This is a genomic window from Halocalculus aciditolerans (genome assembly GCF_014647475.1).
In the GTDB taxonomy this organism is placed as follows: Archaea; Halobacteriota; Halobacteria; order Halobacteriales; family Halobacteriaceae; genus Halocalculus; species Halocalculus aciditolerans.
The window spans coordinates 139826-159303 of record NZ_BMPG01000002.1 but is presented as its reverse complement, the minus strand read 5'-3'; the positions used below and the strand labels follow the sequence as shown (position 1 = coordinate 159303).

The 19478-nt window shown below is 64.3% G+C and carries 27 protein-coding genes and 1 tRNA gene; 3 read left to right on the top strand and 25 right to left on the bottom strand.

All coding sequences use genetic code 11. The features are described 5' to 3' along the window. Positions 1-11 precede the first annotated feature (11 nt). The 10 genes from IEY26_RS07410 to IEY26_RS07365 form a co-directional block, all read right to left on the bottom strand. The gene (locus tag IEY26_RS07410; RefSeq protein ID WP_188977472.1) at positions 12-1388 is read right to left on the bottom strand and encodes a hypothetical protein; all 1377 of its coding nucleotides are present in this window, start codon (positions 1386-1388) and stop codon (positions 12-14) included. Next, the gene (locus tag IEY26_RS07405) at positions 1388-2221 is read right to left on the bottom strand and encodes a hypothetical protein (RefSeq protein ID WP_188977470.1); all 834 of its coding nucleotides are present in this window, start codon (positions 2219-2221) and stop codon (positions 1388-1390) included. The genes IEY26_RS07410 and IEY26_RS07405 overlap by 1 nt, the downstream gene beginning before the upstream one ends. Further along, positions 2214-3914: a FluC/FEX family fluoride channel gene (locus tag IEY26_RS07400; protein ID WP_188977468.1), complete on the bottom strand. Its 1701-nt coding sequence runs from the start codon at positions 3912-3914 to the stop codon at positions 2214-2216. Before IEY26_RS07400 ends, IEY26_RS07405 begins: the two co-directional genes overlap by 8 nt. Continuing rightward, positions 3907-4173, bottom strand: coding sequence for a hypothetical protein (locus tag IEY26_RS07395; protein ID WP_188977466.1), 267 nt, complete (start codon positions 4171-4173; stop codon positions 3907-3909). The genes IEY26_RS07400 and IEY26_RS07395 overlap by 8 nt, the downstream gene beginning before the upstream one ends. Before the next feature lie 8 nt (positions 4174-4181). Then, positions 4182-4652: a hypothetical protein gene (locus IEY26_RS07390; RefSeq protein WP_188977464.1), complete on the bottom strand. Its 471-nt coding sequence runs from the start codon at positions 4650-4652 to the stop codon at positions 4182-4184. Beyond that, positions 4649-5035 carry a hypothetical protein gene (locus IEY26_RS07385; RefSeq protein ID WP_188977462.1) on the bottom strand — a complete coding sequence of 129 codons (387 nt, stop codon included), beginning with the start codon at positions 5033-5035 and terminating at the stop codon, positions 4649-4651. The genes IEY26_RS07390 and IEY26_RS07385 overlap by 4 nt, the downstream gene beginning before the upstream one ends. A 123-nt stretch (positions 5036-5158) precedes the next feature. Beyond that, entirely contained in the window at positions 5159-5602 is a 444-nt protein-coding gene (locus IEY26_RS07380; protein WP_188977460.1) for a hypothetical protein, read from the bottom strand. A gap of 6 nt (positions 5603-5608) precedes the next feature. After that, positions 5609-6967 (bottom strand): hypothetical protein, encoded by a 1359-nt coding sequence (locus tag IEY26_RS07375; RefSeq protein ID WP_229773974.1) that lies wholly within the window; start codon positions 6965-6967, stop codon positions 5609-5611. Positions 6968-7062: 95 nt separating this feature from the next. Further along, positions 7063-7287 carry a hypothetical protein gene (locus IEY26_RS07370; RefSeq protein WP_188977456.1) on the bottom strand — a complete coding sequence of 75 codons (225 nt, stop codon included), beginning with the start codon at positions 7285-7287 and terminating at the stop codon, positions 7063-7065. Next, positions 7277-7690, bottom strand: a complete 414-nt coding sequence (locus tag IEY26_RS07365) for a hypothetical protein (RefSeq protein WP_188977454.1) — start codon at positions 7688-7690, stop codon at positions 7277-7279. The genes IEY26_RS07370 and IEY26_RS07365 overlap by 11 nt, the downstream gene beginning before the upstream one ends. A gap of 534 nt (positions 7691-8224) precedes the next feature. On the opposite strand from IEY26_RS07365, the gene IEY26_RS07360 reads away from it, so the two are divergent. Further along, the gene (locus tag IEY26_RS07360) at positions 8225-8488 is read left to right on the top strand and encodes a hypothetical protein (RefSeq protein ID WP_188977452.1); all 264 of its coding nucleotides are present in this window, start codon (positions 8225-8227) and stop codon (positions 8486-8488) included. Positions 8489-8624: 136 nt separating this feature from the next. Here IEY26_RS07360 and IEY26_RS07355 read toward each other — a convergent pair whose 3' ends face one another. From IEY26_RS07355 to IEY26_RS07300, 12 genes are all read right to left on the bottom strand, one after another. After that, positions 8625-9233 carry a hypothetical protein gene (locus IEY26_RS07355; protein WP_188977450.1) on the bottom strand — a complete coding sequence of 203 codons (609 nt, stop codon included), beginning with the start codon at positions 9231-9233 and terminating at the stop codon, positions 8625-8627. 99 nt (positions 9234-9332) lie between these two features. Beyond that, positions 9333-9920, bottom strand: a complete 588-nt coding sequence (locus IEY26_RS07350; RefSeq protein WP_188977448.1) for a tyrosine-type recombinase/integrase — start codon at positions 9918-9920, stop codon at positions 9333-9335. Between the two features lie 123 nt (positions 9921-10043). After that, positions 10044-10331 (bottom strand): hypothetical protein, encoded by a 288-nt coding sequence (locus tag IEY26_RS07345; RefSeq protein WP_188977446.1) that lies wholly within the window; start codon positions 10329-10331, stop codon positions 10044-10046. Then, positions 10331-10579 carry a hypothetical protein gene (locus IEY26_RS07340; protein ID WP_188977445.1) on the bottom strand — a complete coding sequence of 83 codons (249 nt, stop codon included), beginning with the start codon at positions 10577-10579 and terminating at the stop codon, positions 10331-10333. The genes IEY26_RS07345 and IEY26_RS07340 overlap by 1 nt, the downstream gene beginning before the upstream one ends. A 205-nt stretch (positions 10580-10784) precedes the next feature. Next, a complete protein-coding gene (locus IEY26_RS07335) occupies positions 10785-11114 on the bottom strand; it encodes a hypothetical protein (RefSeq protein WP_188977442.1) in 330 nt (109 codons plus the stop codon). A gap of 113 nt (positions 11115-11227) precedes the next feature. Then, positions 11228-11722: a hypothetical protein gene (locus IEY26_RS07330; RefSeq protein ID WP_188977440.1), complete on the bottom strand. Its 495-nt coding sequence runs from the start codon at positions 11720-11722 to the stop codon at positions 11228-11230. Continuing rightward, positions 11715-12308 carry a J domain-containing protein gene (locus IEY26_RS07325; protein ID WP_188977438.1) on the bottom strand — a complete coding sequence of 198 codons (594 nt, stop codon included), beginning with the start codon at positions 12306-12308 and terminating at the stop codon, positions 11715-11717. Before IEY26_RS07325 ends, IEY26_RS07330 begins: the two co-directional genes overlap by 8 nt. Beyond that, complete coding sequence (locus IEY26_RS07320; protein ID WP_188977436.1) at positions 12305-12892, bottom strand: class I SAM-dependent methyltransferase; 588 nt, start codon at positions 12890-12892, stop codon at positions 12305-12307. Before IEY26_RS07320 ends, IEY26_RS07325 begins: the two co-directional genes overlap by 4 nt. Beyond that, positions 12889-13245 carry a hypothetical protein gene (locus tag IEY26_RS07315; RefSeq protein WP_188977434.1) on the bottom strand — a complete coding sequence of 119 codons (357 nt, stop codon included), beginning with the start codon at positions 13243-13245 and terminating at the stop codon, positions 12889-12891. The genes IEY26_RS07320 and IEY26_RS07315 overlap by 4 nt, the downstream gene beginning before the upstream one ends. Then, positions 13238-13702 (bottom strand): hypothetical protein, encoded by a 465-nt coding sequence (locus IEY26_RS07310; RefSeq protein ID WP_188977432.1) that lies wholly within the window; start codon positions 13700-13702, stop codon positions 13238-13240. Before IEY26_RS07310 ends, IEY26_RS07315 begins: the two co-directional genes overlap by 8 nt. 256 nt (positions 13703-13958) lie before the next feature. Continuing rightward, positions 13959-14390: an SWIM zinc finger family protein gene (locus tag IEY26_RS07305; protein WP_188977430.1), complete on the bottom strand. Its 432-nt coding sequence runs from the start codon at positions 14388-14390 to the stop codon at positions 13959-13961. Positions 14391-14481: 91 nt separating this feature from the next. Then, positions 14482-14657 (bottom strand) — tRNA-Trp (locus IEY26_RS07300). 161 nt (positions 14658-14818) lie between these two features. Here IEY26_RS07300 and IEY26_RS07295 point away from each other — a divergent pair. Continuing rightward, positions 14819-15031: a hypothetical protein gene (locus IEY26_RS07295; RefSeq protein ID WP_188977428.1), complete on the top strand. Its 213-nt coding sequence runs from the start codon at positions 14819-14821 to the stop codon at positions 15029-15031. 40 nt (positions 15032-15071) lie between these two features. Here IEY26_RS07295 and IEY26_RS07290 read toward each other — a convergent pair whose 3' ends face one another. Both IEY26_RS07290 and IEY26_RS07285 read right to left on the bottom strand, forming a co-directional pair. Beyond that, positions 15072-15299: a DUF5795 family protein gene (locus tag IEY26_RS07290; RefSeq protein ID WP_188977426.1), complete on the bottom strand. Its 228-nt coding sequence runs from the start codon at positions 15297-15299 to the stop codon at positions 15072-15074. Positions 15300-15343: 44 nt separating this feature from the next. Further along, positions 15344-16264, bottom strand: a complete 921-nt coding sequence (locus tag IEY26_RS07285; protein ID WP_188977424.1) for a DUF5794 domain-containing protein — start codon at positions 16262-16264, stop codon at positions 15344-15346. 466 nt (positions 16265-16730) lie between these two features. Here IEY26_RS07285 and guaB point away from each other — a divergent pair, with 466 nt between their 5' ends. Next, entirely contained in the window at positions 16731-18227 is a 1497-nt protein-coding gene (gene guaB / locus IEY26_RS07280; protein ID WP_188977422.1) for an IMP dehydrogenase, read from the top strand. Here the strand turns inward: guaB and IEY26_RS07275 are convergent, their stop codons facing one another. Further along, positions 18228-19439, bottom strand: coding sequence for a GNAT family N-acetyltransferase (locus IEY26_RS07275; protein WP_188977420.1), 1212 nt, complete (start codon positions 19437-19439; stop codon positions 18228-18230). Positions 19440-19478: the final 39 nt, after the last annotated feature.

Below are 19478 nucleotides of genomic sequence, written 5' to 3'. Positions count from 1 at the left end.
TTCGAGCGCATTTACGCACTCACCTCCGACTCCGAACTCAGGTGGACGCTATTCCGGCTCACCGTCGGGAAGACAAGCTCGAACTTCGCATCCACCCGCCGCCGAGACTTCATGTTCGGCCACGCAATTGGCGCGAACTTGTTCGTCGACCAGACGACGCCCTGCCCCGTCGGCATCCGCGACGTCAAGTCTGTCTCCAAGGGACAGCGCTTCTCGCCCGGGAGCTTCTTCCCGACCGGCGGCGAGTTCCCCGCGAGCGTCGCCCACCACCGCTGCTTCTTCCGGTACTTCGGATGCAGCTCACTGAGCGCGTGCGTCATCGTCACGACCGTCACGCCGTTCTTCCGCGCGTCCGCGAACTTCTCCGCGAACCACTTCACCTTCTGGTAGGACTGATGATCGTCCTTCTCCGCGTCCGGGTCCAACAGATTCCCCGCCTCGTCGAGGAGGAGACTCGTGAAGTGGACGAAGTCGTTGTGCGTGATTCGTGCCGCCATGTACGCGAACCACCACTGATTTACCGGTGTCGAGGAGTTCGGCCCGTCCTCGCCGTCCGGCGTCACGTCGCCCGGCGCGTGGTAGTCGAAGCGGGAGACCTCGTTGCAGCCGCGGAATAGCGGGTCCGGGTAGACGACGTAGATCTGGCCCGGTGTGAGCTTCTTGTTCAGGTCGCGTGGGCTCTTGTAGCGCACGACGTCGCGAACGAGGTCCGTGAGGTCGATCGTGAACGGCGAGAGACTCGGGTCCGTCGGCGTCACCCGAACCTCCACAGGCAGCCCGTCCGGGAGCGCGACAGTGATCCACGGCGCGAGCGACAGCCACTCCGTCCGCTCACTCACACCGGACTCGTCCATCGTGTCTGCCCACAGCACCGTTTCGTTGTTCGCCTGCGTCAGAATCGTCGCGAGGAACTGTCCGAACGTCGACTTCCCCGAGCCGGGCTCGCCGTGCATCTGTAGGTCCGTCCCGGAATCCGAGAGCGACCCCCAGCGGCGATCGTCCGCCGCGAGCCACTCCAAGAGCTTCCCGCGGAGTCGCGGCTCGTCCTCGAACGCCGGATGCGGGTCCGGGTCCTCCGGCCGATACTCAACGTCGTCGGCCACGTAGCCGAGGTAGTCGAGATCGCGGCCCGTCACGTGCGTCACCGCGTTCACGAACGACCCCGGATGCGTCGCAACCGCCTTCCCATGCTTCTCCGCCTTGTGGAGATAGCGGTGGAGCGGCGGCAGCGAGAAGTCCTTGTAGATGTTCTCGCCATCGTTGTGCCGGCCGTTCCCGAAGTCGCCGGTAGCCTGTGCCGAAGTCGTATGCGAGGCGAACGTCTCCGCGATCTGCTCTCGCAGCTCGCTCACCGACGCCGCCTTCGCGTTCATGGAGTACGTACTCATCAGTTCCAAGAGAGCGGAGTTTGGTCGGGGGTCTCCGCCAGTTCTACCCCTTCGTTCGAGAGCTGTGCGACCTCCCGTGTCGCCTCGTTCATCAGCCGCAGCAGACTCGGGAACTTTGCCTCGCCGACCGAGACGCCCGAGACAGCAAGCTGCGCGCGCAGGTGGAACCACTCGCGCCCACCACCCAGCGCCGTCGACAGCGTCGGATGACGCCGGCAGACCGTCAGGTACTCGCGTGGCAGCAGACGGTCCGTCGCCTCCCGAGTCTCCGCAACCCACGACACGACGTCCTGTGACGACATCTCGCCATCGAGGAGGTCACGGAGCGCCGCCGTCTGTTGGTCCTCGAAGTCCGCAAGCACCGGCCGCATCGCCACCGCACCCTGCTCGTCCGGGTCCGGAGCCTCTGCGTCCTCGGCGTTGTACTCGGTCGCGTCTTCCGCGAGATACCGGAACGCGTCCGCGCACGCCGGGTCGATCCACGACTCGACGAACCAGTCGCGGAGCGCTCGCGCGTTCTCCTCGGGGAACGGTTCGTCCGTTTGCACCATCGCGTTCCGACGCTCCGCGTCGTTGATGAAGATCGCCGTCAGCGAGGGCGAGCCGCCGATCCACTCGAAGAACCCCGACGGGAGCAGGCCGAACGTCCGCACGCTCACGCGCTCCAACCACATCACGACCTCACGCCGGTCGTAGAACCCCCGGCGGGTCTCCGAGAGGAGGTCGAGATGGTCGCGCTTCAGCTCGTCGAGCGCCGGCCGATGCTCCATGTGTCGGTAGCCGGCCGGAGACTCGTCGTCGTACCGCCCCTGGTAGCGGGGACGATCAGTCACCGGCCGGCACCTCCTCGTCATCCTGGCGGTCACGACGGCGCTCCGAGTCGCCGCCTTCGCCCCACATCTCGTTCATGAACCCGCCGAGCTCCACGTTGAACGAGTCCATCAGACCGAACGCCTCCCGCGTCGGGTTCTTCCGGTCGCGGATGCGGGCCTTCTGCTGTTCGTCGAACGTCTCCGCGCGCTCGTAGCCGTCTGCGGCCGTCAGTGCCGTCTCCATCGCCGCGCGTTTGTGGACGTCAGCCGGCACGATACGTGCATGTCCGTCCTTCGCTTCCGCCTGCACGACGAGGACACCGACGAGGACAGCAAGCACCGTCAGCCAGCTGAGCCCCATCGCGAACGCCTGCAGCACGCCACCTGCGACCGCTGTGAACACCGTTACCCCGACCTTCGATAGGTCGAGCGCACGATCTTGGGAGGCCGGGAGGTTGTCGCCCTCGGAGCCATCCGTCACCGGGCGCAGGCTTGTACAGCCCTTCCAGCCCCAGTGCTCCGGCGTGTAGTCGAGGACGTGCTCGGCGTCCTCGTCGATGATGACCTCCTTGTCCGCGTCTGAGTCCGGGTCGCCGTCGAGCGTCGTCCGGACCTCGTCGAAGTTCTCGACGAACGCCGCACCGCCGAAGACGCGCGCCAGGAACTTCGACCAGCCCGGCGGCACGATAATCGGCCCGTCATCCGTGCGCTTCACCGAGTGCGTCTTCCGGCTGAAGCCGTGCGAGTTCCGGATCTCCTCGCCAGTCGGACTCACGGCGTCCGTGAGCCGTCTCTGCACGAAATCCCACGTCTCGAGGGCGTCGTCGTAGCCTTCGATTTGCTGCACGAAGCCGACGAAACCGATGAGCCAGACGACCACCCACGGCGCACTCTGCCAGAGCGACGCGAGGCCCGACCACGACGTCCACACGATGACGAAGCCACCGAGCCCGCCGAAGAGTGCGTACGGGAAGTACCCCCACTGCGGGCTCGCGAGCCCGTGCTTCAGGAGGTACCGAGCGAGTGCCCCGAGCGCAAGTATCGCGACGACAGACCACAGGAGGATGTGCTTCGCGATCCACCCGAAGAGGTCCGCGCTCGTCTCAATCGATACCGGCTGACTCCCCGCCGACGAGTGATGCGCGTAGACCCAGCGGGCCGAATCCGGCGAGCGCTCCAGCCACATCGTCATCTGCTTCGTCGACTCGTACGACGCTGGCAGCGAGAGTTCCTTCACGCCCCCACTCCCCGTGAACGTCACCGTCTCTGTCGACTCCGACACGTTCACTGGCACCGCCTTCGTCGCCGTCCCGTTCGCCGTCTGTACTGTCGTCTCACCCGGCTCCCACGTCACGATGTGGAACTTCAGGTCGGCCTTCCCACCGTTCCGCGGACCGCTGTAGTGAACGCGGAGCGTATTCCCCTTCACGAGGTCGTCACGCTGCAGGAGTTCCGCCGCCTGATACTGATTCGACGACGAATGCTTCAACGGATTCACCGGCTGCCGGTCGATCCAGACGCTCGCGTAATCACTCACCCAGCGCGTCGACGGCGCACGACCACTCGGTTGCGTCCCGTGCGTCCGGAGCTGCTGCAGCGTGTAGCCGTGACTGTCTGGGCTCGCCCCTCCGCCCGAAGCCATCGCGAGGCCCGGGCCGAGAAGGCCCACCAGGAGGACAGCCACGACAGCGATGCGTGCAACTCGCTCAGTCATCGGTGTCGAGCCCCGCCGTCCTCTCGAAACGCTGCCACAAGCGCCAGAGCTTGTACGACAGGTAGATGCCGCCGAACCCGAACGCAGCGAGTTCGAGCGTATGCACCGGCAGCGCCGGAATCTTGTCTCCGAACGTGAACGCGAGCATAGCGCTCACTCGATAGAGCGAGCCGCTCGCGAGCACGGCGAACGTCACCAGTGTCCCACCAATCGACAGAATCCCTGTCACCGGATGGTGGAACGCCTCACGTAGTGTCATCATGTCTGTTAACCCCTGATGAACGCGCGAATAGCCGACAGCACCGGAATATCCGCGCTAATCGCGCTAATCGTCCGATACAGTACCACCATCAACCCGACCCAGAGCACGACCAACACGACGATCGCGAGCGGCCCTGCGTCGAGCGCTGTCGTCCACACACCTCGCGCCGCCGCCGACGCCAGCGACAGTAGGCCGGCTCCAAACGCCCCGAGCGGGCTGAACACTGCATCAGCTGCCTCAGTGAACACCCACGTGAGCGTCGACCACGTCGACGTCACGAGGTGATTCACTCCGACCACGACGCCGAACGCGAGCGCGATAATGTACTCACTGATGCGAGCGAACACCCACGCCTTCGGGTTCTGTACAAACCGCGTGACAGAACTCCCGAGTGACGATCCGGAGTTCGAACCTGTGGAGCTGTCGCTCGACGTCGTGTCTGTCGATTCGCCACTGTCGAGAAACGGGAGACTCACGCTTGCGTCACCTCCCAGCCGACGATGACGAGCATCAAGACGGCAATCCCGATGCCGACACCGAACGCCAGTGGGCCGAACTGACTGATGAATCCCTCAATGCCGGCCCACATCGCCGACACAATCCACGACGGAGCGTTAGTCAGCCGACTCACCATCTCACCGCTCCAGTTCGCAACGCCCTGGAGAGAGTCAATGAAGAGCGCGTGCATGACGCGCGAGATGAACACCGCGAGCCCGCCAGCGAACATCGACGACACGAGGCCGACGAGAATCGCAACTAACCGATCGTAGCGGATGCCCGTGATGTATCCCTTCGCGTTCGTGTCCGTGACGGAGTCCATGAGCGAGTCGCTACCCGGAGATTCAGCGGGTAGTTTCATGGATGCCTCCCCGTGACCGAATCCATGAGCGAGTCGCTACCCATGCCGCGTTACCCCCAGGCACCAGCACTGGTAACGAGCGCTCACGTCACCGACCTCCGAGATAGGGACCGTCTGAGCCCCTCACTCCTCCTCACCCTCGCTTCCAACGAGGGGAACGTCGAACGGGATGAACGCGACGAGATTCCCCGTGGTTTCGAGGTTCCGATACCACGCGATGACATACAGGCCCGCGATGATTGCCACGATCATCACCGCGAACGTCAATGGCCCGAACTGCGCCCACGGACCCGACTGTACGCTGTTCGCAGACACCGACGCACCGACACCGAGCATCTCCGCCGCTCCGCTGAAGATGGTCCCCACGAAGTGACTCACACCATCTGCGAACGCCCCGAACACCTGCACGGGGATATCGAAGATGGAGCTGATGAGGAGCGAAATCGACGCGAAGAGCGTCGTCACTGGCAGGAGGAAGTCCTTCGCGACGAGGTTCGTCAGCGACCCGCTCTCGATCGACGCCATATCGTTCAGCGTCTCGATCTGGTCACTGATGCTTCTGGTCACGAAGGATCACGCCCCCGTCGCCGTGCGCTTCAACCAGAGCCAGAGCCCGGACACGAACGCGCCGAGACCGCCGACAATCTCCATTAGGATGTTCCCGCTACCCGAGGAGACGGGGCCACTCGACCCACCGCCGCCGGTGTTCTGCGGGATATCCTGCGCGGCCGACACCTGGTCCTGGGTGAGCTTGATCTTCCCGTGCCAGACGATGTTCGACCCAGCCTGCACGGCCGAGATGAGCACGTGCTTGTCGCCCATCCCCGTGTACTTCCCGGAGAGGGAGTTCCACGACGAGATGTTCTCCCAGTCCGACGAGCCCGTGTTAGAGGCGTACTGAACCGTGAGGTAGCGGTCGGAGACGTAGCGCTGGTTCGCCATCAAGGAGAGGCCCTGGTGGTCGAGCGCGATCGCCGACGGCACGCGGATTCGGTTGTAGTCGTCGAGGAGCTTCGCGTAGTTCGGATACGAACTCGCATCGGACCACGTCACGTTCACGTCCGACGCGTCGAGCTGCGACGCTTCGTAACGGACGTCGAAGACGTGGAGCTTGTGGAGCTCCGCGCTACTGAACGCGTCACCCATCGTCGAGAGCGACGTAAGGTCCTGGTAGCCGCCATCCGAGACGTTGTAGAACTCCTCCGACTGCTCCGACGTCGCGTTCCAGTGCTTCCCGAGCACCGTCTTCGTCTTCTTCTCCGCATCGAGACCCGTGATCGTCCCCGTCGCGTCAGCACCGCTCACGCGGACAGAGAGATTCTCGATGTAGTCGAACGACCCAGTCCCCTGCGTCGTCACCGAGTTCAGCTTCACCTGCTTCACGTAGCCGTCACCCGTCGTGTTCGCGAGGGAGACATCCTTGTGCGCGCCCGACTTCGCGTTCACGCGAAGCACGATGTCCGAGCCCGCCGACGCCGAATCTACGTTGTACGTGACGTAGATGACGCGCTTCTGCGCGTCACCAAGCGCACTGAAGTTATCGTAGGTCGCCGTCGCCGTCGTCGTTGAGGACGTCCCCGACGACTCGAACTGAATCGAGTCGACACCCGACGCCGTCGCCCCGTTCGTCTGCGAGACCGTCATCGGCGAGTTCGACGCCCACTCGCTCGCGTCAATCGCCGACGCGTTCGAGTTCCGCGGGAACACGCCGTACGCGCTCGCGTTGATGCGGTCGTACCGGACCGCAAAGGATTCGTGACGACTCTGGTTCAGTGTCGCCGGGAGCGACTTCACGTTCCCGTTGTCGCCGTAATACTGGAGCACGTCCATGCTTCCCATCGAGTGCTTGTTGATGGTGAGCTGGTCCTCGTGGACGTACGGATTCGGCCCCTCCGAATAGTTGATTGCGCTGTTCTGCTGCGGTGCGTTCATCGCGGCCGCCGACCCGACACCACTCACCATCAGAATTGTGAGAATGCCGAGAACCGGGAGGAGCCGCCGAAGTCGAGAGTTGTTCTGTTTCGTCATTAGTTGGTTTCCGTGATTGGTTCGCCGCCGCTGCTGGCGGGAGTTGTTTCGACGTCACCGACGAGCACGCCGAGATTCGCGGCGTACGCGAAGAACGCTGGCAGAACCAGCGCCGGAACGAGCACGAAGAGTCCCGAACCGAAGAGATACGCAAGCGTCAGCGACACAGAGAGGAACCCGAGGAGGACCGAGACCGAGATGAGGCGAGCGTCGTCACTCACCATCCGGCTCCACCTCCCGCGTCCCGCTCCACTTCGATCTCGCCGCGACGTATGCCGCACCCGCGCCGAGTACGACGAGGAGAACACCGGCAAGGAGCTGAGACGTCCCGCCCCACAGGTAGCCGCCCGATGCAACCGCGACGATCGAGGCGAGACCGAGGATGTTCGCGACGTCCTCGTCGAGCGTCCACCCACGCGACTGGATGACGCGTGCTCGTCCGGACGCGAACTCGCCACCATCCGTCGCGACCTCGGCGTCTCCCGTGTAGGACACTCTCGTGTCCGCCGGCACGAACACCTCCGGCACGTCCGTGTCGAGTTCGACGCGAATCGGCGCGTCGACTGCGTCCGTCTCGAGGACCGTTACCTGACCGTTCTCGCGAATCGAGACCTCGCCGTCAGTCACGGCCGACACGCTCCTTCAGACGGGATACGTGTGCCTTCAGACGGCCCTTCACCCGGCCGTACTGGCGGATGAAGCCTGCACGCTGATGCGGACGAGACTTTGCGGCCATTCACGCGTCCTCCTCCGCCGCGAGCTCCGCCGCGACCTTCTCACTCGCCCGCTTCACAGCACGCTCGCTCACGCGCTGTTGGACGTCGATATGGTCGGTCACGCCGAGCCCCCGACGAGCCGGCGCACGCCATCATCCAGACGGGCGATATCTCGAAGCTCAACGACGGCCGCGATGCTGCGGTCAACGACGCTCTCGCTCAATGCTTCTGAACTGCCGTGCGAGTCGGCGGTTTCCACCGACTCCCCTGCTGCGTAAGCCATGGGGTACATTTCCGCCGATTCGGCGGCGGATACCCCACCACGACCCCCTACGAACTAGTACCTCCGCAAAACTACACTTCTACTGCAACCAGATGTACATCGAGTAGCAACCAAATGGCCCCTCGCTGTACTCTTAACTACCAGAGCGGACAACACGCATTCATGCAGCAACTCACCGTGCGCGGCTCGTCCGGGATGGTCACGATCCCGAAGGACCACCTTCGACGCGACGGCGTCATCGACGACGACTTCCCCGACGACTTCAGCCAGTCAGTCGTCGTCGACCGGCTCGCACGTGGCGAGTACCTCGTCCGCCTCGTCGACGACGGCGAAGTCCCCGACCTCCGCGATAGCGACGCCGTCCAACAGGCCGCCGCACAGCTCGTCTTCGAAGAAGACTACCGCGGCCGCGCTACCGCCGACTGATTGCTCTAGTCGGTCACCGAATTTCTTGAGTTGTCAGTCGGTATCTTCTTCTTCTTCGTCCTTGGAATCCGAGAGAGCGACCATTTCATACGTTTTGGGTTCGGTGTCTTTCTCCTCAGACTCGTCGTCCCCACTCTCACTTGACATCATCCAAATTTTCACCCCCACTAACATTATCTTTTCCCCAGAAAGCAACCGTTGGTATTACTACTAATAACGCGACTTCTACCAGGATTGGTAGTCTGAATCCGACCTGTTCAAACCCAACTCCAGCGAAGAACATAATTGCAGTAATTGATGCCCAAAGACCGTTTTGGAAGTCATTTTTCTCTCGTTCAACCGCTTCACGTCCTTCTTCAATTGGATCCAGATATGAGAAATAAACTCTCCGGTAGTATGTCTTTGGTGACATTCCATCCCGGATATCTTGGTCGATCTTTCTCGCTGCATTTTCCGAAAGACCTCGTTTGAACTCCCTCGGGTGGTATACCTTAGCACAGGACCAGATAGAATAGCCAAACGAGAAAAACCCCGCAAGCAGCAGAAGTGAAGCATGTATCTTGCTCAGTGAAACGCCGGTTAGAACCACACTTGCAGACAGTAGGTCAATTTTCACTAAATCAATGGCTCGCTGATTCAGTTGAGTATGCGAAGCAAGAATATTCTGGAGTGTATCCTGCAATTCTCCTACGCCGTGCTTATAGAGGCCTACATCTGGATCGTCACCCTCCAGTTCATCCGACATTAACTATTGGTTCTCTCCGTCCATGTGCCTATAATTCTACTCCTCAAGTAGACGAATATCTTCTCTGGATTGCTCAGAGTCGGTATGACGCGCAGAGCGCTACAGCCAGTCCGCTTTCCCACGTTCTCGCTTCTGCGCGTCCGGGGAGTGTTTCCCCTTGTAGTGGTCGAGGAACGTCTCCAGGTCGTTCCATCCTCCCCAGTCACAGACGAGCATCGCGTCGACGTCAGCCGACCGGAGGTTCGTCGCCCAGGTTCGACGGAGATCGTGGAAAGAGAGATACCGCCATCCGCGCTCGCCAGTGTCGTCGGCGAGCTGCTCCGCGGTCGACTCCACCCAGCGCCGAAGCGACCGCGTCGACGTGATGTTCAGAAGGGAGTCGCTGCTCGGTGCGTCGCGGAACTCGTCGAGCGTCCGGACCGTCGTGAAGAGGTCGCGCGGGATGGGCGTCTCGCGGTACTTGTCGCCCTTCCCGTGCCACACTCTCAACATCGGCCCGGCGTCGGTGTCGACGACGTGTTCGGGAGCGACGTCGAGCACCTCGTGAGAGCGGAGTCCGCAGTGCGCTCCGAGTGAGAGCGCGATGCGTTTCTGTTGGGAGTCCGCTGCGTCGAGGAGTTCCTCGACCTCGCCGATACTCAGCCATACCTTCATGTCGTCTCGCGTGTCGTGTTGTTCGAGGTTCATCGTTCGTGTGTCCGCCTTCCGCGTATCCCGGTCAGTTTCTCGCACTTTGCGCCTGGACCCGCCCCGAATCAACCGTCGTCGGAGCGGAATCTGTCCGACTCTTCCCGTAGAGTCGGACGCTCCCTACTCATCTGTATTCTCTCCGAGCCGGCTCTCGACGTAGTCGGCGATGCGCCGCTTCTGCTGAAGCGTCGACCCCTCCATCCTGTGCGCCGCCAGCGAGACGAACACGAGGAAGTGAAGGACTGAGTCAATATCGCCGAAGTGCCCCCAGTAGGCTATCGCGAAGAGCACTCCTGCGAAGACGAACCCCCGAATGACGCGGTAGTAGGCGGCGAGAATCCGGCCGAGCGGCCTCTCGTGGTCCTCTCCGAACGGGATGTACCCGAAGACGTAGCGGTCGGTCCCCATCAGACGCCCACCTCGTTGAGGGAGAGCTGCGTTCCGTCCTCGACGTCGACCGCATCCGGGGATGGTTCGACGTCGTCGACGAGGTCGTCGCGGAGCGGCGAGAGTCCGAAGTCCTCCGGGTCGTGCGTCGCGATATGCGCCGACGCCTTCGTCGCGCCCGAGAGGTCAACGCCGCAGTCACGAGCGGGACACGCCGTCAGCACGACACGGTGATGTCCCGACGGCGTCTCGTAGCGGCGAGCCGTCATCGGCTCACCCCGAAGCGTTCGATTCGGCGACGAACGTCCTCGACGTCCTCCCGTGCTTCCACGGCGAATCTCGCGTATCGAGACTTCGCCATCCACATACGGCCCGTCTCCGGGTCGTGCCAGTAGTAGACGTTCCCGCCCGTGACGACATCCGAGAACGTCGTCCCGAGGCACTCCGCGCGACGCCGTCGACGTAGCCACGAAATCACGCCGACCACCCCTCAGCCGCGAACGCACCCAACACGAACCCGAAGCCGAGCGAGGTCACGACTACTCCGACGCCCACGAGACCGCCGAGTCCGTAGCCGGAGGCGAGGCAGACCACGCTCCAGAAGAACACCCCGGCCAAGAACATCCGCTCGCCGTTCGAGATTCGGGAGTTCTCACGCTCTCGACGTTCCACGATCTCGGCCCACGACTCACCCTCGCCACGCGGCACTCCCGCGTCGCGGAGGTCGTCGAGCGACTGGCGACCCTCACTCATCGACCGACACCTCCTCGACACCGTATAGCCGGTCGAAGTGGTTCGTCCCATTCGCCACATCCACGATAGCGACGAACGGAGCTATTCCGGCCCCGATGCGGCTGCAGCCGCGGTTTCGCATAACTCGATAGAACCCGACCCAGCCGAGTTCCTCGCGCCCGGACTCACTCACCGGCCGACACCCCCTCGACGCGCGCCGCGACAGCATCACGGTACTCTGCCGTCGCGTACGCCGGCACGGTCTCACGACACCACTCACGCGCCGAATGAACGCCCTCGAAGACTTCCGACGCTTCGACGTTCTTCTTCCGAATCCCGGTTCCAGTCTCCAAACCGGTGCGTTCGTACTCTTCGAGCGTCGCGTAGCCGACTCGCGCCACCCACTCGCCATCCGGGTCGACTTCCGGGCCTCTCCCGTGCTTCGCGCGGAGCCGCACACTCGTCACGACCCGCTCGTCGACGGAGAGCTCGCTTCGCTCTGGGTCGATGTTGACGGCGAGATACTCGCGACCGTCGCGTGGGTCGAACCAGATCACGCCCGGCTCGTCGAGCGCTGCATACCGAACGTGGGCGTAGCTTGCCTCGACGTCAATGGAGACACCGATTTCCGGCTCGTCGGTCGCCAGCTCCGACAGCGTCGGCTGACGCGACTTACTCATCGAGCATCGCCTCCCGGGCCGCGTTCAGCTCTGCCTGCTTCTCGTTGCTGCCGCCGTGGTCCGGATGATGCTCTTTCGTGAGAGCACGGTAGGCGGCCTTCACGACGTTCTCGGGGGCGTCGGCGTCGACGCCGAGTACCTCGTGCGGCGGCCGTGAGTGCGCGACGACAGTCCCGTCTACGGCGTCCTCGTCTCCTGGTGGGAGACGGGCGTTCGCGAACTCGCTCCCGCCAGTCTTCACGGGACGCGACCCCATCATTCGCTTCTCGGAGACGTAGTGATAGACAGTGCGGACGTTGTCGCGGAGGCGGCTGTACGCGTCGCAGGCGACAGCGTATTGGTCTCCCTCCATCGTCCACCTGAGAACGAAACCGGGGTCGTCCGGGCTCGCTCGGCTGTACGGCCGTCCATCACGCTGCCGTTGTTCGGCGTCGAACGAGTAGCGGTAGTCGTCGACGTCGAGACGAACAAGCTCACGCTCCAAGTCGTCGAACGCTTTCGCGAGCGAGACGTCGTAGCTCCGGTTCGGAGATCGCGCTTCACTCGCCGTCCGTTCGAAGCCGTCCGGCCAGTCGAGACGAGTCACTGCGACCGCCCCCGTTCGGTGTCCGGACGCACTTCACGCTGCTTGTAGAAGACAAACCACTTCGTACAGTGATTCTCCCGCCTACTCGTCGTCGTGCCAAACAGCGGGGAACGCGACGACAGATTGAGCACAGTCGAGAAATCCGTATCCATGTCGGCGAACTTGAAGACAAGCGTACCACCCGGAGCGAGTACGCGGAACAGCTCCCGAAAGCCACGGCGAAGATCATCCTGCCAGGTCTCGGCATGCAAGCAGCCGTATTTCTTCGTCATCACGCCCGTAAGCGTCTCCATACCGTCCGAGCGAATGATGTGCGGCGGGTCAAATACCACGAGGTCAAAGGACGCGTCGGCATATGGAAGGTCTCGGAAATCCTCTACAGAATCCGGCGCGACCGTGTAGTTCGGGTTATTCGGTCGTTGTTCTTCGGGGAGTGCTTCATCAACGAATCCCGCATTCTCTTCTCGATCGTCGACGTACAGCGTATCGTCACGCTCCTTCTGACCGGGCAGCCAGATGCTCCGGCCGCCACACGTCGCGTCGAGGATTTCCTCGGGGACGGACTTGCGTTCGATACCGCTCATTCGCTGACCACCTTCCGGAGCTCCACGACGAAGTCGTAGAGTTGGGCTTTCGGTTCGAACGTCACCGCCGAGGACGTCGTCGACGTCCGCTCACACTCGAACACTGAGACGTACCGAGTGCCGTCTCCCCGGCGGTCGAAGTGCTCCGCACCCACCGACAGTCCGCCGTCCCACGAGACCCAGACGACGAGACTCTCTCCCTCGCCGCGGAAGCCGTGGTAGTCGAGCTCTGCCGCCGACGTGAACCCGTCCGCGAAGTCGAGCCGCTCGCCGTCGACGTAGACGTCGAGGTCGTAGTCCGCCATCGCGACGTCAATGTGCGGCGGCCTCTCCGACACCGGATACTCAGTCATCCGACTCGCCCCCGACGACCGTCGCCGCCTCCTGGCGCGCCCACTCGTCCTCCACCGTCGGCGCGTCGTCCTCAAGGCCGTCACTCGACGACGTCGACGAGCCGCCCGACGACTCCATCTCGCCCGGCGGCTGTGGCCGAATCCGCCCCCACTCCACCTCGATGTACCCCTCGTGCTTCAGCGGGTCGAGGATCGTCATTTTCACCAGCTGCTTCCCCCGCGAGAACTCTTGGGCCAGCACCGTCACGACCTCCTCGGCCGACACGACGCCCGACGTTCCCGCCGCCTCCAGAATCCACTGGTACGCCCGCGTCTGCTTGTCGTTCAGTTCCGGGAACTTTCGGCCCGCCTGCTGGTTCATCAGCAGACGAAGGCCGTCACGCACCGCCTCAGACTGGTTGTCGACGTCGTCGAGGAACGACTGCAGCTCCTCGTCGTTGATGCGGACGTTCACCATTCCCCGACACCCCCGACGACCGCTTCAGCGTCTCTGCGCGCAGCAGCGCACGCGCCGCCACAATAACCGCGCGTCCGGCGGCGCGCCCCCACACACAATATACTCTCGCAGCGGTGGGACACGGGTGGTGATACACGGGTTCGATGCGCCGGCTTGAGGCTTGAAGCGGTCGTATTCAGCATTTTTGACTGTGTTACAGCGTCGTTTTCTGTGTTACTCCACCCGAAACAGACGAAACGGGGTCCGGCGGCGTCCATCATAGCGGCTCCTCCTCGCCCTCGGCGGGGACGAACAGCCAGTACGGTCGCGAGTGATGCGTCTCGTCAGTGTCGAGGTTCGTCACGCCGATTTCGTTCAGCGCTCTCCACTTCCAGTAGAGGAGCGCGACGTGCGCGCACCAGTCCCGGTACGTCCACGCCTTGCACGAGCACTCCGCTCGGAGCGCTCCGTTCTCGATCGCGAAGAGAACGCGATGGTGGTCGCCGAGGTCGTCGCCATCCTCGTAGCCGAGCACGACGTCGAAGTGCGCCGCGTCCCTCGACGGCCCGACCTCGTGCGGCGCGACCTGAGCGCGACGCCACGAGCTGGAGAACTCGAACTTCTCTGGAAGGACCAGACGCGGCGGCGCTCCGACGCGCTTGTCGATCGCCTCACGTGCGGCGTCGACGGCGTGAGAGTCCGAACTCACGCCGACCACCCCGGAATAACGCTATCGCTGTTTGCCTTTACCTCAGGTAACCGGAACCCAGCAAGTGCTTCCGGTTTAATTATATGTAGTATGGGGCCGGAGGGATTTGAACCCCCGATCGACTGATATCTCCGGTTGCGCCTCGGAACTCCAGAGGGTCGTCGTCGCGAGCGGATGATCAGTCCGTCGCTCGGTATACCAGTGGAGTATCGTCCCGGGCGCGTGGCCTCTGGAGTCAGTCGCCATGCCTGGCTTGGCCACAGCCCCGTGCATTCGTTCGTATGGTGATTCGGCTAAAAGGGGTTTCGATTCGGGAGCGGTGAGGGGTGCGGGTAACTGTGGTTCGGGTAGCCGTAGTGTGGCGTAGAGCGGCGGCGGATGTGGTGGGGTGCGGTGGACATTTCGGGGCGGGGCGAGTTGGAGAGGGTATGCAGGAGTTTCCGATCGTGGTGCGTGAGGCGGGTGGGCGAAATCGGCTGGGTGTAGAGGACGAGGGAGCGTTGGACGCGAACGTGCGTGATGTCGTGGTGGAGGGGTACGAGCGGGTGGACGTCGAGGGGGCGGCGGACGGCGACGTCGTGGGGTACGTGGTGGCTGACGATTTCGGGGCGGCGGTCGAGCGTGTAGAGTGGGAGGAGTGAGGGCGGCTGGTTGGGTGGGTGGCTCGTGAGTTTTACGTCGTTACGAGGCGTCGCGTTCGGACCAGCCGCAGTCCTGGCATTTGTAGCCGGTGACGAACTCGGTGACGCTGGGCATGTAGCCGACGGAGAGGACGTCGCCGCCGCAGTCGGGGCACTGTCGGTCGGTGTCTTCGATGGGTTCGGCTTCGAGGACGTCGCCGTCTTCGACGAGTTCGGCGAGTTTCTTCGGGGTGACCATGCGGCCTTCGACGACGCGGTTCTGGGGCATACCCTACGTGTGGCGTGTGGGGAAGAAGGGTCTTCGGTCTCGGGTTAGAGCCAGGGTTCGCGGCCGTCGTCGTCGCGGATGCCGGGGTAGTCGAAGCCGCTGTCGGCGTCGGGTTCCGGCTCTGGCTCCGGTTCGGATTCGGGGTCGGTATCGGGGTCGGCACCGCCGTCGGTGGCGGCGGTCGCAGTGTCGGCGGCGGTGTGGTCGTCCTCGGTGGCGGCGGCGAGTTCGGCTTCGGCGGCCCCGGGGTCGATGGCGAGGACGCTGGCGACGAGGAAGACGGGGAGCGGGACGTACTCGGGGACGCCGACGTTGAAGAGGGAGAGCGCGAGCGTGCCGAGGGCGACGGCGCTCCCGAAGCGGAAGCGGTCGATGTCCAGCAGGTGGTAGAGGTAGGGCTGGAAGACGACGACGCTCGCGGCGAAGCCGACGCCGACGAGGGCGGCGGCGGCGGCGCGCGCCATGAGCATCGGGTCGTACTGGACGGCGAGTTCGACGCCGCCGAAGGTGGCGCTGGCGACGAAGCCGAGGCCGACGATGACGGCGGGACTCGGGAGGTATTCGCCGATGCGGGCGCTCGCGGTCTTCGCGGCGATGGCGAGGATGACGAGCGCGGCGAACCGCTCGAAGACTTCGAGCGAGAGCATGCTCTCGATGGTCGGGGCGAGCGCGGCTTCGAGCGCGGCGATGACGACGAGCGGGACGCCGACGAGCGCGACGGCTTTCAGCTGCGTGCGCGTGTCGGGCTCCATCTCGGCGAGGATGACGGCGACGGTGGCGCTCCCGCCGAAGACGAGCAGGCCGGTCTGGATGATGCCGGCCGGCGAGTCGAGCGCGCCGGCGAGGACGAGCGCGGCGAAGATGCCGTCGACGAGCGGGAGGAGCATGACGGTGGCGAGGAGGCGGGTCGCGCCCCCTACCTGTTGCTCTAAGCGAAGCGCGATGGGGTGACGTGAGCTACTCATCTAGCGATGATACCCGTCACGTTGGGGGGACCCGTGGTCGGACACTGCGGTGTCGCGGACGGCCGGTCGCCGCCAGGTCTCGGTTACTCCCATAAATTTAAATGTCCCTGTGGGTTTCGCGATCGCGCCGGAGTTGGCAGTGCGGTTGCCGGCGGTGCGGAGACCGAGGGGACTGTGGGAGTCCATACACGTCTATTCCCGACTTATCGTGATAAATATTGCGTGACAACTGCCCGCAAGACACGGTGTGTTTCAGAGACGGTATTTAAACGCGGTTACTGTCCGTAGGCGAATTGGACGAATGGCCGCCGATTCGACGAAACCCACGGAGCGAAACGCCGTTCGTCCACCGAACTCGGAGTAATTGTGATAGATGTCTATCAGCAATTCGCCGGCGCTGTGGCACACGAATGCACATCCGCGCCCCTCTCGGAACGCTTTTACCCCACGCCCGTGTGGGATTTACATGGCGAAGGAGTACCCCGACGACGGTCAGTTTTCGGAGAAACTCCGCGTTCCGGAGGCGTTGACGTTCGACGACGTCCTCCTCCGACCGCGCGAGAGCCGAGTCGAACCGGACGAGGCAGACCTCACGACGAACGTCTCGAAGAACGTCGAACTCAACGTTCCCGTTCTCTCCGCCGCGATGGACACCGTCACCGAGAGCGACCTCGCTATCGCGATGGCGCGCGAGGGCGGCCTCGGCGTCCTCCACCGGAACACGGACACCGACGAAGCCGTCGCGGAAGTCCAGCGCGTCAAACGCGCCGACGAGCTCGTCATCCGCCGCGAGGACGTCGTCACCGCGAACCCCGAGCAGACCATCGACGAAGTCGACGCGATGATGGAGCGCGCCGGCGTCTCCGGCGCGCCCGTCGTGAACGACGACGACGAAGTCCTCGGCATCATCTCCGGGACGGACATCCGGCCGTACCTCGAAGTCGGCGACGAAGACACGGTCGAGGAAGCGATGACGGACGAAGTCATCACGGCGAGCGAGGACCTCGAGGCGCGCGACGCCCTCGAACTCATGTACGAGCACAAGATCGAACGCGTCCCCATCGTGGACGCCGAGGACCGCCTCGTCGGCCTCGTCACGATGCAGGGCGTGCTCGCGCGCCGCGAGCACGAGGACGCCGCGCGCGACGCCGACGGCCACCTCCGCGTCGGCGCGGCCGTCGGCCCCTTCGAGATCGAGCGCGCCGAAGCCCTCGACGACGCCGGTGTCGACGTTCTCTTCATCGACTGCGCGCACGCGCACAACCTGAACGTCATCGACTCCGCCCGCGAGATCAAGGAGTCCGTCGACGCCGACGTCGTCGTCGGCAACATCGGGACGCGCGAGGCCGCCGAGGACGTCGTCGACTTCGCCGACGGCGTGAAAGTCGGCATCGGCCCCGGCTCCATCTGCACCACGCGCGTCGTCTCCGGCGCGGGCATGCCACAGATCACGGCTGTCGCCGAAGTCGCGGACGTCGCCGTCCAGCACGACGTGCCCGTCATCGCCGACGGCGGCATCCGGTACTCCGGCGACGCCGCGAAGGCGTTCGCCGCCGGCGCGGACGCCGTGATGCTCGGCTCCTACTTCGCCGGCACCGACGAAGCGCCCGGCCGCGTCATCACGATGAACGGCAAGAAGTACAAGCAGTACCGAGGGATGGGGAGCGTCGGCGCGATGCAGTCCGGCGGCGGCGACCGCTACCTCAAAGAAGAGCCCGAGGACGAGGAGTACGTCCCCGAGGGCGTCGAAGCCGCAACGCCGTACAAGGGGAGTCTCGCGAGCGAGCTCCACCAGATGACGGGCGGGATTCAGTCCGGGATGGGGTACGTCGGCGCGTCGACCATCCCCGAGATGAAGTCGCGGAGCCGCCTCGTCCGCGTCTCGGCGGCAGGCCAGACCGAAGGCCACCCGCACGACGTGATGATTACGGACGAAGCGCCGAACTACAGCCCGAGCGAGTAACTAGAAGCCCTCGCGCACCATCGTCGGGTGCGTCGGGAAGGCGGCGTCGAGCGCATCGAGCGCGTCCGTCTTCGTCTCTTCTTTCCGTTCGACTGTGAGGCCGTCGCGAACGCGGAGCTCCGCGGTAGTCCGGAAGCCGGCGACGAGCTGGCTCAACGCGGCGATGTTCGCTTCTATCTCCGGGTCGTCGTCGACGCGTTCGACGGTCGCGGTGCCGTCGGCGACGGTGATGCGGAAGGTGTCGTCGTTCCAGTCGGCGAGGTCGTCCTCGACGCGGAGAGTGACGGCGGCCTCCACGTCACCGGGGTAGTCGAGGCGTTCGAGGCCGGCGACGTCGACGACGCGGAACATCGTGCCCGCCTTCATCGTCGTCTCGACCTCGCCGTCGTCACTGACGAGGCCGACGAGGTCGACGTCGTCGGTCGTGGTGAGCTTCAGCGTCGACACCTGACTGTCGTGGTCGGCGAGGAAGCGGAGGAGGTTGCGGCGGGCGTCGGGGTCCGCGTAGGCGAGGTCGGTCGTCGAGAGGACGCGGCCGCCGTCGCCGTCCGTGATGGTGTAGACGACGTAGCCGCGGGTCTCGCCGCCGTCGCCGTCCCAGGCGTAGACGTAGGGGTCGGTGTCCCACGAGTGGAAGACGCGGTGTTCCCACCACTCTCCGCCCTGTTCGAAGTCGAGGTGGTAGGGCGCGCCGTGTTCCGCGCGAACCCGCTGGAGGGCTTCCCAGTCGTCGGGCGTCGCCCGCCAGATGGTTCCGCTGGTGTGTTCGCGCGTGGGCGCGAGCTGCTCGGGCGCGAGTTCGTGCGTGGCGTAGCGGGTGGCGACGCCCCAGCCCATCCGCTCGTAGAAGGGGTGTTTGAACGGCCAGAGCGCGCTGAACGCGACGTCGCTCTCGCGGTACTCGCGGAGGGATTCGGCGAGCATGAAGCGGACGACGCCCCGCCGGCGGTTCTCGGGCGGCGACGCGACCGCGGAGACGCCGCCGAGGTCGACGGTCTGCCCGCGGAGCGGCGCGTCGAACCAGTAGTGCCGGCAGACCGCGAGCAGGTCGCCCGCCGCGTCGAAGACGCCGCGTTTGTCACCGAGCCGCGCGGGCGGCGGGACCTCGTCTGCCTCCTCGGCGTCGAACGGCCCGTCTTCGGGGCTGAACGCGTACGACACCATCTCGCGGAACTCGTCTTCGGCCCCGTCGGGGAGCGGGCGGTAGTCCATACTGGTGACGGAACGCGCGCCTGGATTAAACGTACCGTG

Coding starts and splice junctions, on each gene's coding strand:
- IEY26_RS07410 (WP_188977472.1), bottom strand. CDS start 1,388: ATGAGTACGTACTCCATGAACGCGAAGGCGGCGTCGGTGAGCGAGCTG.
- IEY26_RS07400 (WP_188977468.1), bottom strand. CDS start 3,914: ATGACTGAGCGAGTTGCACGCATCGCTGTCGTGGCTGTCCTCCTGGTG.
- IEY26_RS07395 (WP_188977466.1), bottom strand. CDS start 4,173: ATGACACTACGTGAGGCGTTCCACCATCCGGTGACAGGGATTCTGTCG.
- IEY26_RS07385 (WP_188977462.1), bottom strand. CDS start 5,035: ATGAAACTACCCGCTGAATCTCCGGGTAGCGACTCGCTCATGGACTCC.
- IEY26_RS07375 (WP_229773974.1), bottom strand. CDS start 6,967: ATGAACGCACCGCAGCAGAACAGCGCAATCAACTATTCGGAGGGGCCG.
- IEY26_RS07370 (WP_188977456.1), bottom strand. CDS start 7,287: ATGGTGAGTGACGACGCTCGCCTCATCTCGGTCTCGGTCCTCCTCGGG.
- IEY26_RS07360 (WP_188977452.1), top strand. CDS start 8,225: ATGCAGCAACTCACCGTGCGCGGCTCGTCCGGGATGGTCACGATCCCG.
- IEY26_RS07355 (WP_188977450.1), bottom strand. CDS start 9,233: ATGTCGGATGAACTGGAGGGTGACGATCCAGATGTAGGCCTCTATAAG.
- IEY26_RS07350 (WP_188977448.1), bottom strand. CDS start 9,920: ATGAACCTCGAACAACACGACACGCGAGACGACATGAAGGTATGGCTG.
- IEY26_RS07345 (WP_188977446.1), bottom strand. CDS start 10,331: ATGGGGACCGACCGCTACGTCTTCGGGTACATCCCGTTCGGAGAGGAC.
- IEY26_RS07340 (WP_188977445.1), bottom strand. CDS start 10,579: ATGACGGCTCGCCGCTACGAGACGCCGTCGGGACATCACCGTGTCGTG.
- IEY26_RS07335 (WP_188977442.1), bottom strand. CDS start 11,114: ATGGGACGAACCACTTCGACCGGCTATACGGTGTCGAGGAGGTGTCGG.
- IEY26_RS07330 (WP_188977440.1), bottom strand. CDS start 11,722: ATGAGTAAGTCGCGTCAGCCGACGCTGTCGGAGCTGGCGACCGACGAG.
- IEY26_RS07320 (WP_188977436.1), bottom strand. CDS start 12,892: ATGAGCGGTATCGAACGCAAGTCCGTCCCCGAGGAAATCCTCGACGCG.
- IEY26_RS07315 (WP_188977434.1), bottom strand. CDS start 13,245: ATGACTGAGTATCCGGTGTCGGAGAGGCCGCCGCACATTGACGTCGCG.
- IEY26_RS07310 (WP_188977432.1), bottom strand. CDS start 13,702: ATGGTGAACGTCCGCATCAACGACGAGGAGCTGCAGTCGTTCCTCGAC.
- IEY26_RS07295 (WP_188977428.1), top strand. CDS start 14,819: ATGCAGGAGTTTCCGATCGTGGTGCGTGAGGCGGGTGGGCGAAATCGG.
- IEY26_RS07290 (WP_188977426.1), bottom strand. CDS start 15,299: ATGCCCCAGAACCGCGTCGTCGAAGGCCGCATGGTCACCCCGAAGAAA.
- IEY26_RS07285 (WP_188977424.1), bottom strand. CDS start 16,264: ATGAGTAGCTCACGTCACCCCATCGCGCTTCGCTTAGAGCAACAGGTA.
- guaB (WP_188977422.1), top strand. CDS start 16,731: ATGGCGAAGGAGTACCCCGACGACGGTCAGTTTTCGGAGAAACTCCGC.
- IEY26_RS07275 (WP_188977420.1), bottom strand. CDS start 19,439: ATGGACTACCGCCCGCTCCCCGACGGGGCCGAAGACGAGTTCCGCGAG.